Genomic DNA, 11,515 nt, shown 5'->3' on the forward strand with positions numbered 1-11,515 from the left:
CTGGTTCAATGCATCAACATCGCCGCCCCAGCCCCCAGCAGTGCCAACCCACCAGCGGCCATGCCGCTGCGCGGCAACCGCTGCGCCGCATACGTCAGCATCAGCACCGCCATCCACCCAGCCGCCGTCAGCGCCCCCAGCCACAGCACCCAGCCCTGCGTGCTGCCGCGCAGCGCCAGGCAAGCCAACAGCGACAATAACAGCTGTCCGCTACCGTACCACCGTAGCCGGCGGCGCTGCGCCGGCGACGGTTCCGTGCCCCGCCCGTGCACGTCGGCCCAGTGGCGATCCATCGCTAGGCCCAGAAAAGCCAATCCCGAAAACGCCCCGGCCACCGCCGCGCATCCCGTCATTAACGCATAGATCGAAGTCATGCCGCATTCCCCGCAAGTCGAATTTTTGTCACTGGCGCGCGTCCCAGTCGTGACGAAGACTAAAGCAGCAGGCCGCCGATCAGCAAGGTCACGCCATCGAAGCGGCTTTGGGTTCCAGAGGGGTGATGGGTATTTTACTCTACGAATACGACCGCGCTGCGCGCCGGCAGCGTGAACGTGCCGGTGGCGGCGTCGTACCGCGCTTCTTGCGCCACGCGCTTGTCCGCTGCGCCCGGACGCAGGTGCACCGGATGCAGCTGGTAGCGGCGGTTCTTTTCGTCGTCCACGGTGACCCGCTGCGCGATTTTGTCGACGTTGATCAGATACGTGATCGACTTGAAGTTGGCGCCAGGGTAGCCGGCGCCGTCAAGGTGCGCGACGATCACCGTCGGCACCTGCGTCGATCCGGTGTTGTGGAAGCGCAGGCGCTGCTGGATGTCGAGCGAGGTCCGCATGCGGAACAGCGTGCTGCTCGAACGGATCGCCAGCAAATCGCGGAAGGCGTCGCGCGACCAGGCGATGTCCGCCGGCGCGGGCTTGATCGCGGCGTTGGCCAGCAGGGGCTTCATCAGCGCGTAGTCCTTGCCGTTGTCTTCTTCACGCGGCAGACCGGTGCCGTAGTAATTGTCCTGGTAGGTCCAGTCCAGGCGATTGAACCAGTCGCCCGATTCGAAGCTGTTGCGGTCCAGGGATTTGGAACGCAGGATGTCGAAGCCGGCGTGGAAGTAGGCCACGCCCTGGCTGAAGGCGTTGATGGCGGCGCCCAGCATTTGCACCTGCGCGCGTTCGGCGCCGGTGGTTTCCAGCGGCAGCTTGTAGACGTTGATGTCGAACAGTGTCTGGTTGTCGTGGTTCTCGACGTAGTTGACGGTTTCCGATGGCTGGCTGGCGTAACCGGCCGGCTGGTTGCCGCCGTAGACGATGTCCTGCAGCTGCCTGCTCTCGTCCTGCCAGGTGCGCATCGTGTAGTTGCGCAGCGAGCCGGCCAGGCCGACCTTGACCATGTCCGACGCTTGCAGCAGGTCGCCGGCCGGGCGTGCTGGCGCTTGCGCGTTGGGGGCGTAGACCAGGCCATTGATGTAGCCCTGCTGCGCGATGATCTGGGCGCTGCCATCACTCGCGCCACCGCCGCGCATGGCGTCGCGCGCGCGGTCGCTGAAGGTACCGATGCCGCTGCCGTTCAGCGACAACTGCGAGGCCTGCACGAAGCGGGCGCCATCGGCCACTTCGCCGAAGTTCCAGCCTTCGCCGATCAAGTCGATGCGGCGGCCGGTGGCGCGGTTGACGCGCGCCTGCAACTCCTCCATCGCGGCGCGCGGCTGGTGGCCCATCAGGTCGAAGCGGAAGGAGTCGATCTTGTACTGCACCGCCCAGGTCTCGACCGAGTCGATCATCAGCTTGGCCATCATCAGGTTTTCGGTGGCGGTGTTGTCGCAGCAGGTCGAGCGTTCGATGCCGCCGGTCGCGTTCAGGCGATGGTAGTAGCCGGGCACCACGCGGTCCAGCACCGATTTCTCATTCTGGCCGGCGATGAAGGTGTGGTTGTACACCACGTCCATGCCCACGCGCAGGCCGGCCTTGTGCAGCGCCTGCACCATCTGGCGGAATTCGACGATGCGCTTGGCGCCGTCGGCCGGATCGCTGGCGTAGCTACCCTCGGGCGCGGTGTAGTGATACGGGTCGTAGCCCCAGTTGTAGCAGTCGGTGAATTTGACCTTGGTGACTTCCGCCTGTTGTTCCGGGCCGTCCGGTTTGAGGCCCGGCAGGGCGGCGATGTCCGGCGCGACGCAGCCCTGTTCCGGCACGGTGGCGATGTCGTAGACCGGCAGCAGGTGGATGTCGGTCATGCCGGCGCGGCTGAGCGCGGCCAGGTGCTTCATGCCGTTGGAGCCGGTTTCGGTGAAGGCGGTGTACTTGCCCCGGTTGGCCGCGCTGACAGTGCTGTCGTTGATCGAGAAGTCGCGTACATGCAGTTCGTAGACCGTCATGTCGGTCGGCGCCGCGACCTTCTTCGGCGACGGCGTCCTGTCCCAGCCGGCCGGCTTGAGCCTGGCGGCGTTCAGGTTGGCGACGTAGCTGCGTTTGGAGTCGGTGGTCAGGCTCACCGAGTAGGGATCGGTGACCAGGTTGCGCACGATGCCGGCAGTGGGCGTCATGACGTCGACGAGGTATTGGTAATAGGCGCCGTTGGCGCGCGCGGACCAGATGCCGGTGGCGTCGTCGCGCTCCATCGGTGTGATGGCGCTTGCCTTGGACGAGCCGCTGGCGTAGGTGCACACGGCCACATTCTGCGCGGTGGGCGCCCATAGCTTGAAAGCCGCGCCGCGCCCATTGACTGTCGCGCCGAGGTCCTTGACCTTGGCGGCGCCGGCGTACAGGTCGTCCAGCGCGCCGGCGATTTGCAGCGACGTCACATCGCGCACGACGCCGTCCTCGCCTTCCCGGACCAGCAGCACTTGCTGCGTCAGCAGCCGCGCAGCATCGGGAACGCCGAGCACCGCGCCGTCGCCGACAAACTTGAAACGCCGCGCGACATCGGAAGGCACGGCGCCATCGAAGCGCGACAGCGTCAGCTCGCCGTCCGCACCTGTGACGCGCGCACCCGGCGCCGCGCGCAGCAGGGCATTCGCCGAATAATAGAGTTTAAACACCCCGTTGCCCGCATCCGCCCCCGGCCATCTGATCAACTGGCGGTTGAGCCAGTAGGCACGGGCGTTGATGGCGGGCGCCGCACGCAGCGGCGTGGCAAACGCGCCGTCGCAGTCCGCCAGCACCGGCGCGGCCGAAGCCGCCAAACATGTCAGCGCCAGCGCGCCCCCGAACGAACCCGCCATCAACCGCCTACCAGCCATATCCCGTCTCCATACCGTTGATTTGAGTAGTGCGACTACAGAACTCACGCATCACCCTTAAATTTCGCAGATATGGTACTCCAGAATCTGTAGTTTCGATACGAAACACCGTTCGGACGCATCTACTTCTTATCAAAAATTAACATAAAGCCGCATGGTGTACGGATTTTCTTGCCGCTTCGTTTACACCCTGTGCCGTACTGTACGCCCTGTATCAATCGGTAATTGTCGGGTGTGGGTCGCGCGCGCACTGCTATCTTGGCCGCGTCGTTTCCAATTCACAAGGGCTACCATGATATTGCTATTTTGCGGCCTGTCCGGCGCGGGCAAGTCGACACTTGCCGACAGCGTCAGGGACCGGCTTGGCCGGCAGTTGGTGCCGGTTGAAGTCATCGATGGCGACGCGTATCGCGCAAGCTTATTTTCCGACCTGGGTTTTTCGCGTGAGGACCGCAGCGAGAATTTGCGCCGCCTGGGCTACCTCGCCGACAAATTCGCGGCGCACGGCATCGTCAGTATTGTCAGCGCCATCAGTCCTTACGACGAAGTGCGCAAGGAGCTGGTCGCGCTCTATCCGGATGTGAAGGTGGTGTTCATCGATTGCACGCTCGAAGAACTGCAGCGGCGCGATACCAAGGGATTGTACCGGCGCGCCAGCCTGCCCGACGATGCGCCCGACAAGTTGAACTGCCTGACCGGCGTCAATGATCCGTTCGAGCCGCCGTCCGAACCGGATCTGTATTTCAACACCCGCGACAGCGGCGTCGCCGAGTGCACCGCGCGCATCTGCGAGTATGTGCTGGGCCAGACTGATGTCGCAAAGCGCAGAAGGACGCGGCGTGGCCAATAACGTCCTGGTCATCGCCGGTATGCACCGCTCCGGCACCTCGCTGATCACGCACTGGCTGCACGATTGCGGCCTGCAGGTCGGTGAACGCCTGGTGGGCGCGGGCACCGGGAATGTCGAAGGCCATTTTGAAGACGAAGACTTCTTCCAACTGCACCAGCAAATCCTGATCGACAAAGGTGTTCATCCCGACGGCCTGCATCCGCCCGAGGCGATGACGCCGAGCGCGCGGGAGCAGGCCGAGATGCGGTCCCTCATCGACGCGAGAAATTCCAGTTTCCCCCAATGGGGCTGGAAGGAGCCGCGTACCTGCCTGTTGCTGGACACGTATTCGGCCTTGCTGCCGCAGGCGAAGTATCTGGTGCTGCTGCGTGATTACGAGGAGGTCGTGCATTCGCTGCTCAAGCGCGACTTCGGCCTGCTCGATAACCGATACCGGGCAAAAAGCTGGCCGTATCGCATGGCGTGGAAGTGTTTTTACCGATCGATTCGGCTGGCGCGGCATCGCCGCAAGCACCGCGAGCGTTATCTGAAAGCCTGGGTGGTGTATAACCGGAAGATCCTGCAGACCTTGGACAAGCTGCCCAGGCACCGCTATCTGGTGGTGAACTACAAGTCGATGCAAAGCCAGTGCGCCGAGGTGTTCGGTTTTCTGTCGTCGCACTGGTCATTCCAGCTGCGTTACAAAAAATTCGCCAGCGTGTACCGCGATGAGCTGATCAGCCGCCAGGCCGACGTGGCGCCGTTGGCGGTCGATCCCGTCCTGCTGGCCGAGGCGCGGCAAATCGGCACGAACCTCCAGCCGTACCTGGATTGCAGCCGGCAGCGCCTGGCCGCCGTGTCTATTTGCCGCCGGCCTTCTTCGCTGGCTGGTTAGTGCAGGTCGTATTGTCCTTGTGCGCGGTGGCGATGTTTTCGCCGCCGGAGGCATCGACGCCGCCTTGAGGGCGGTGGCAATCGGCCTTGGCACCCTTTGGCGGCTTGTTGTCGAAACCAGGCTTGCTGGTCGGCTGCATGCCTGCGTTGCCGTTCTGGGCGCCGGTATTGGCCTCGGCCTCACCCTTGGCCGCGCCCTTGGACTGGAAGGCCGTGGCGCCGGTGCTGCCGGTGGGTTGAACGACATCCTTGTCCGACATCGGTTTGCTTTGCGCCTGCGCGCCTGCGCTAAAGGCAGCGGACAGGCAGAAAGCGGCGATTCCGATGGCGGCTTTGGCCTTGGTGGATTGGGTGGACATGATTGTCTCCTTGAATACGCTAATAATGCGACGATTGTTTCACACCCAAAACACTTTCCAAGTAGGATACCTGCCCGTGTGCAAGTCGGATTGCACGCGCTCTGCAGTGTTATTTCGCCGCGACGCGGTAATTATCAACCATCTTGTAACGCATCGCGTAGAGCGCGAACAACCCTGCCGTCAGCAGCGCGAAGCCGGCGAAGAAGAACATCTGGAACGCGATCGAACTCATACCGCTGGTGGCGATATGCGCGCTGACCGCGTCGTTCTTCACGCCCGAATTGACGATCAATACCCACAGGTTGCCGACCGTGACAGCCAGATACCAGAAGCTCAGGATGATGCCCTTCATCGGCGCGGGGGCCTGGCTGTAGGCGAATTCCAGGCCGGTGGCCGACACCAGCACCTCGCCCAACGTCAGCAGCGCATACGGCAGCAATTGCCACAGGATGGAGACCTTGTCGCCGCCGTCCATTTGCAGCTGAATGGCGCCGATCACGATCCACGCCGCGCCGGACAGCGCGATGCCCATGCCCATGCGGCGCAGCGGCGTCGGCGTGATGCCGATGGCGCGCATCAGCGGGAACAGCGCGATGTTATTCAATGGGATCAGCAGCATCACCAGGATCGGATTGATGGCCTGCATCTGCGCCGGCAGCAGGGTGAATTCCCAGCCGAAGATGGATAGCAGCGGGCTGTCCATGGCGTTGGCCTGCACGATCCAGGTCGACGCCTTCTGGTCGAACAGCGACCAGAATGGCGTGATCATCGCGAACACGATCAGGATGCGCAGCACGGCGCGCACGCCTTCCACCGCGTCGTCGGTATGCAGGCCGCGCGCGCGCTCGAGCTGCATCGACACGCCGAAACCGCCGAACGCCAGCAATAGCACCAGCGCGGTACAGGCGGCGATCACAAAGCCCCACTGCGGCGACATGCACAGCGACAGCACCGCGCCGGCCGCGCCGATGCCGGCGACGATCAGGCCCGGACGCGATTTGCCCGGCGCCTTGGCGAACAACGCGGTGCGCGCGACGCTGCTGAACGAATCCGGATTGGGCGCGGCCGGCGGCACGTGCACGTATTTTTTGCGGCCGATCCAGAACACCAGCGTGGCGATGGCCATCAGGATGCCGGGAATGCCGAAGGCCACGGCCGGGCCGTAGTCGCGCAACATCACCGGCATCAGCAGCGAGGCGAAGAACGAGCCGAAGTTGATGATCCAGTAGAAGGCGTCGAACACCAGTTTGGCGCGGTTCTTGTTGGTCTGGTCGAACTGGTCGCCGACGAAGGCCACCACCAGCGGCTTGATGCCGCCCGAGCCGAACGCGATCAGCGCCAGGCCGAAATAGAATCCCTTGAGATTGTCCTCGAAGATCGCAAGGCAGGCGTGGCCCGCCACATAAATCAAACTAAACCAGAACACGGTCTTGTATTTGCCGAAAAAGCGGTCGGCCAGCCAGCCGCCCAGCAGCGGGAAAAAGTACACACCGATGACGAAGGTATGGAAGACGTGCTTGGCCTCGGCGGTGCGGTCTTCCATCGGAATGAACAGCAAAAGCGTGCTTAGAAGAAACGGCGTGAGGATGTTGCGCATGCCGTAAAAGCTGAAACGCTCGCAGCCTTCGTTGGCGATGATGTAGGGAATTTGTCGGGGCATCGGCCCGTTGCCGTTGGCGATAGCGCTGCTGGTCACGTAGTTTCTCCTAAAATTTGTGTAGTTTGACTACTCATTTTTGTTTTATGAATTCCGATAAAAACTCATAACTAATTGATTTATATGAATTAATTGTGATAATTCCAAATCTTGTACACGATTGAAAAAAACAATATCGTGATGTATATTCTCTACAAACTCATCCGCGCGCCTTCCACGACACGCAGCCAACCCCGGATTCTCTTATGACTAAGCAACTAACTCAAGTTTCCCCGCACATTAAAGACTGGTATCGCGAGGCCATCATCTATCAGGTCTACCCGCGCAGCTTCCTGGATACCAACGGCGACGGCATCGGCGATATGCCCGGGATTACGGCAAAGCTGGACTATATCGCATCGCTGGGCGTGGACATCGTCTGGATTTCGCCATTTTTCAAATCGCCGATGAAGGACTTCGGCTACGACATTTCCGATTACTGCGACGTTGATCCGATGTTCGGCACCCTGGCCGACTTCGACGTTATGATCGCCAAGGCGCATAGCCTGGGCCTGAAGATCATGATCGACCAGGTGATGGCGCACACCGCCGAAGAACATCCGTGGTTCAAGGAGAGCCGCGCGAGCCGCGACAATCCTAAATCCGACTGGTACGTGTGGTCCGATCCCGCGCCGGACGGCAACCCGCCGAACAACTGGATGTCGGTGTTCGGCGGCTCGTCGTGGCAGTGGGACACGCGCCGTCGTCAATACTATTTACATAATTTCCTCGTCAGCCAGCCGCAGCTCAACTTCCACAACCCGCAAGTGCAGCAAGCGCACCTCGACGCACTGCGCTTCTGGCTCGAACGCGGCGTCGACGGCATCCGCCTGGACGCGTCGAACTTCCACTTCCACGACCCTGAACTGCGCAGCAATCCGCCGGCCGTCAACCGCGACACCGCCACCGTGTCGGATGTGAACCCATACGGCATGCAGGCCCACGTCTACGACAAGAGCCGTCCGGAGAACCTGCCGTTCCTGCAAAAGCTGCGCACCCTGCTGAACGAATACCAGGCGGTGTCGATCGGCGAAGTGGGCGCCGACGATTCGCTGGCTGTCATGGCCGAATACACCGCCGGCGGCGACAAGCTGCACATGGCCTACAGCTTCAACCTGTTGGTTCCTACCTGTTCGTCGCATTACATCCGCAAACAGGTGGAGCAGTTCGAGGCGCGCGTGAAGGGCGGCTGGGCCTCGTGGTCGGTCGGTAACCACGACGTGCAGCGCGTCGCCACGCGCTGGGGCGGGCCGGGCGCGCCGAAGGCGTTCGCCAAGATGATCCTGGCGATGCAGTTGTCGCTCAAGGGCACGCCGTGCCTGTACCAGGGCGACGAGCTGGCGTTCGCCGAGGCGGACGTGCCGTTCGAACTGCTGCAGGACCCGTACGGCATCACCTTCTGGCCGGAGTTCAAGGGCCGCGACGGCTGCCGCACGCCGATGGCGTGGACCGGAGAAGCCGATGGCGGCTTCACCACCGGCATGCCATGGCTGCCGGTGTCGCCGGACCATATCGCCAAGGCGGCGGCGTTGCAGGAGTCGGATGCCGAATCGTCGCTGGCGTTCACGCGCAAGTTCATCGCCTGGCGCCGCAAGCTGCCGCAGCTCACGCGCGGCGGCATCCAGTTCTTCGACACGCCGGAGCCGGTGCTGGCGCTGCGCCGCGATGCCGACGGCGAGCGCGGGATCATCGCTGTGTTCAATCTTGGCGGGGAACCGGTCAGCTTCACGTTACCGCAAGTAGCGGGCGCCGAACAGATGGAAGGTTACGACCTGCCTGGAACGGTGGACGGCAGCCAGGTGCAATTGCCAGCCTTCGGCGCCTGGTTCGGCTACGCAAAATAAGAGCGACGGCGGCGATTTGCCGCCGTTACCTCTGAGTTGCTCGTACTTACCTTCTTAACACCAGATATTTCGGGTATGCTTCCGCCAACTGTTTTGACTGAATCGAACGATGAAACAAGCTGAAGTAGACCAAAAACTCAACCGCACGGCGTTCGCCGACGGCCCGCGCCTGCTGGCCGACATCGGCGCGACGCACGCGCGCTTCGCTTTGCAAACGGCCCCCGGCGAATTCCGCGCCGTGCGTGTGCTCAAGTGCGACGACTTTAGCGACATCGTCGCCATGCTGCGATCGTACCTGTCCGACCACGCCGACATCACCTTGAACCACGCCGCGCTGGCGGTGGCCAATCCGGTCAGCGGCGACCATGTGCGCATGACCAACCGCGATTGGGAATTCTCCACCGACGAAGTGCGGCGCGCGCTCGGCCTGCACACTTTATTAGTGGTGAACGACTTCACGGCGCTGGCGATGTCGTTGCCGGGCCTGAAACCGGCGGATCTGATGCAGGTGGGCGGCGGCAAGCCGGCCTCGAACTCCGTCATCGGCGTGCTGGGACCGGGCACCGGCCTTGGCGTCTCGGGCGTGATCCCGACCGTCGACGGCTTCGTCACGCTCGGCTCCGAGGGCGGCCACACCAACTTCGCCCCTGCCGACGAACGCGAATATTCGATCCTGCAGTACGCGTGGCAGACGTGGTCGCACGTCTCGACCGAGCGCCTGATCTCCGGCCCCGGCATGGAAATCATCTACCGCGCCATCGCCAAGCGCAATGGCCGCCAGGTGCGCGACCTGACCTCGCAGGAGATTATGGCCGGCGCGCTGACCGACAAGGATCCGCTGTGCCTTGAGGTGCTGGAGTGCTTCTGCGCGATGCTGGGCGGCGCCACCGCCAACCTGGCCGTCACGCTGGGCGCGTTCGGCGGCATGTTCATCGGCGGCGGCATCGTGCCGCGCATGGGGGAGTGGTTCGCCTCGTCGCCGTTCCGTTCGCGCTTCGAGGCCAAGGGCCGCTTCACCAGCTACCTGTCGGAGATTCCGACGTACGTCATCACGACGCCGAATCCGGCCTTCTACGGGGTGGCGACGATCTTGTCCGAGCACCTGCGCGGACGCAGCGGCGCCAATACGTTGATGGAGCGCGTGCAGCATCTGCAGCACGAGCTGACGCCGGCCGAGCAGCGCGTGGCGCAGCTGGTGCTGGAGCAGCCGCGCCTTGTGCTCAACGAGCCGATCGCCGACATCGCGCGCCTGGCGGAGGTGAGCCAGCCGACGGTGATCCGTTTCTGCCGCTCGCTCGGTTTCCTCGGCCTGGCCGATTTCAAACTGAAGTTCGCCAGCAGCCTGACGGGCGCGATCCCGGTGCGTCACAGCCAGGTGCGCGTCAGCGACAGCACGCACGACTTGAGCGCCAAGGTCATCGACAATACTGTTTCCGCGATTCTGAAATTCCGCGACCAGCTGGACGTGCGCTCGCTGGACAAGGCGATCGCGCTGGTGGCCAAGGCCAAGCGGGTCGAGTTTTACGCGATGGGCAATTCGCGCGTGGTGGCGCTGGATGGCCAGCACAAGTTCTTCCGCTTCCGCATTCCGACGTCGGCCTACGGCGATTCGCACTTGTTGACGTTGGCGGCCGAGCTGCTCAATCCGGGCGACGTGGTGATCGCCATTTCCAACTCGGGCAAGCTGCCGGACCTGCTCGAAGCGGTCGACGCGGCGCGCGCGGCGGGTGCCGACGTCATCGCCATCACCGCCAGCAACTCGCCGCTGGCGAAGAAGGCCAGCGTCTGCCTGGCGGTCGATCACACGGAGGACAGCACCACGTTCCTGTCGATGATCTCGCGCATCTTGCAGCTGCTGCTGATCGACATCCTGTCGGTGGGCATCTCGCTCGACACGCAGAACTCGCGCGTGGTGGTGCAGCAAAAAGCCAAGAGCGGCGAAACCGACAACCGGCGCCTGCTGATCTCCCACCTCGACAGCTAAGCGCGAAACGGCAGCAATCCCAAAGGCAGACCTTTATGGTCTGCCTTTTTTTTCGCCTGTTACAAATCGAAACTTGAAGTCTTCCAAAAATACGCTAAGATATATCTTAATAAGTTATATCTTAACTTGTTATATCTGAAGAAGGAGTCCCAAATGTTTCGATTCTCACATCATTCACACCATCCCCATGCGGCACATGGTCCACACCACGGCGGTGGCGGCGGCCGCGGCCGCGGTCCAAAAATGTTCGATGCCGGCGCCATGCGCTATATCGTGTTGCAATTGATTTCGGAAAAGCCGCGCCATGGCTACGAGATCATCAAGGAGCTGGAGCAGCGTTCCGGCGGCGGCTATACGCCCAGCCCGGGCGCCATCTATCCGCTGCTGTCGATGCTGCTCGATATGGGCCATGTCGCCGCCACGCCCGACGGCAACAAGAAGCTGCACGCGATCACGCCGGAAGGCGAGGCCTTCCTGGCCGAGAACCGCCAGTTCGTCGATGCCATCGTGGCCCGCATGAGCGATCCGGCCGAGTCGCGCGACGACTTGCGCACGATCATGCATGAGCTCAAGCACGCGGTCATCGCCCAGGGACAGGAAAACCATCCGAGTGCCGCCAAACTGGAGCACATCCGGGCGATCCTGCGCCGCACGACCGCCGAGATCCTGGCGCTGGAGTGAGC

General features: G+C 62.7%; 9 protein-coding genes. 5 read left to right on the top strand and 4 right to left on the bottom strand.

The window, feature by feature from the left end; translation table 11 throughout:
- Window positions 1-5: 5 nt before the first annotated feature.
- Both NHH73_07215 and pulA read right to left on the bottom strand, forming a co-directional pair.
- Entirely contained in the window at window positions 6-374 is a 369-nt protein-coding gene (locus NHH73_07215) for a DUF3325 domain-containing protein (protein USX28063.1), read from the bottom strand.
- A gap of 134 nt (window positions 375-508) precedes the next feature.
- Window positions 509-3,226, bottom strand: coding sequence for a pullulanase-type alpha-1,6-glucosidase (pulA, locus tag NHH73_07220; GenBank protein USX28064.1), 2,718 nt, complete (start codon window positions 3,224-3,226; stop codon window positions 509-511).
- Between the two features lie 292 nt (window positions 3,227-3,518).
- Here pulA and cysC point away from each other — a divergent pair, with 292 nt between their 5' ends.
- Window positions 3,519-4,076 carry an adenylyl-sulfate kinase gene (gene cysC, locus NHH73_07225; GenBank protein ID USX28065.1) on the top strand — a complete coding sequence of 186 codons (558 nt, stop codon included), beginning with the start codon at window positions 3,519-3,521 and terminating at the stop codon, window positions 4,074-4,076.
- On the top strand, window positions 4,066-4,950 hold the full coding sequence (locus NHH73_07230; protein USX28066.1) for a hypothetical protein: 885 nt from the start codon (window positions 4,066-4,068) through the stop codon (window positions 4,948-4,950). Before cysC ends, NHH73_07230 begins: the two co-directional genes overlap by 11 nt.
- Here NHH73_07230 and NHH73_07235 read toward each other — a convergent pair.
- Both NHH73_07235 and NHH73_07240 read right to left on the bottom strand, forming a co-directional pair.
- Window positions 4,916-5,308 (bottom strand): hypothetical protein, encoded by a 393-nt coding sequence (locus tag NHH73_07235; GenBank protein USX28067.1) that lies wholly within the window; start codon window positions 5,306-5,308, stop codon window positions 4,916-4,918. The genes NHH73_07230 and NHH73_07235 overlap by 35 nt on opposite strands.
- A gap of 109 nt (window positions 5,309-5,417) precedes the next feature.
- On the bottom strand, window positions 5,418-6,968 hold the full coding sequence (locus NHH73_07240; protein ID USX29578.1) for an oligopeptide:H+ symporter: 1,551 nt from the start codon (window positions 6,966-6,968) through the stop codon (window positions 5,418-5,420).
- A gap of 242 nt (window positions 6,969-7,210) precedes the next feature.
- Between NHH73_07240 and NHH73_07245 the strand changes: the two genes are divergently transcribed.
- The 3 genes from NHH73_07245 (at window position 7,211) to NHH73_07255 (ending at window position 11,513) form a co-directional block, all read left to right on the top strand.
- Window positions 7,211-8,848: an alpha-glucosidase family protein gene (locus NHH73_07245; protein USX28068.1), complete on the top strand. Its 1,638-nt coding sequence runs from the start codon at window positions 7,211-7,213 to the stop codon at window positions 8,846-8,848.
- 109 nt (window positions 8,849-8,957) lie between these two features.
- On the top strand, window positions 8,958-10,832 hold the full coding sequence (locus NHH73_07250; GenBank protein ID USX28069.1) for a glucokinase: 1,875 nt from the start codon (window positions 8,958-8,960) through the stop codon (window positions 10,830-10,832).
- 243 nt (window positions 10,833-11,075) lie between these two features.
- On the top strand, window positions 11,076-11,513 hold the full coding sequence (locus tag NHH73_07255; GenBank protein ID USX28070.1) for a PadR family transcriptional regulator: 438 nt from the start codon (window positions 11,076-11,078) through the stop codon (window positions 11,511-11,513).
- Window positions 11,514-11,515: the final 2 nt, after the last annotated feature.

It is taken from the genome of Oxalobacteraceae bacterium OTU3CINTB1 (genome assembly GCA_024123955.1).
GTDB lineage: Bacteria > Pseudomonadota > Gammaproteobacteria > Burkholderiales > Burkholderiaceae_D > Rugamonas.

Bases quoted from the DNA above. Each gene is read 5' to 3' on its own strand.
- NHH73_07215 (USX28063.1), bottom strand. From the start codon at position 374: ATGACTTCGATCTATGCGTTAATGACGGGATGCGCGGCGGTGGCCGGG.
- pulA (USX28064.1), bottom strand. From the start codon at position 3,226: ATGGCTGGTAGGCGGTTGATGGCGGGTTCGTTCGGGGGCGCGCTGGCG.
- cysC (USX28065.1), top strand. From the start codon at position 3,519: ATGATATTGCTATTTTGCGGCCTGTCCGGCGCGGGCAAGTCGACACTT.
- NHH73_07235 (USX28067.1), bottom strand. From the start codon at position 5,308: ATGTCCACCCAATCCACCAAGGCCAAAGCCGCCATCGGAATCGCCGCT.
- NHH73_07240 (USX29578.1), bottom strand. From the start codon at position 6,968: ATGCCCCGACAAATTCCCTACATCATCGCCAACGAAGGCTGCGAGCGT.
- NHH73_07245 (USX28068.1), top strand. From the start codon at position 7,211: ATGACTAAGCAACTAACTCAAGTTTCCCCGCACATTAAAGACTGGTAT.
- NHH73_07250 (USX28069.1), top strand. From the start codon at position 8,958: ATGAAACAAGCTGAAGTAGACCAAAAACTCAACCGCACGGCGTTCGCC.
- NHH73_07255 (USX28070.1), top strand. From the start codon at position 11,076: ATGTTCGATGCCGGCGCCATGCGCTATATCGTGTTGCAATTGATTTCG.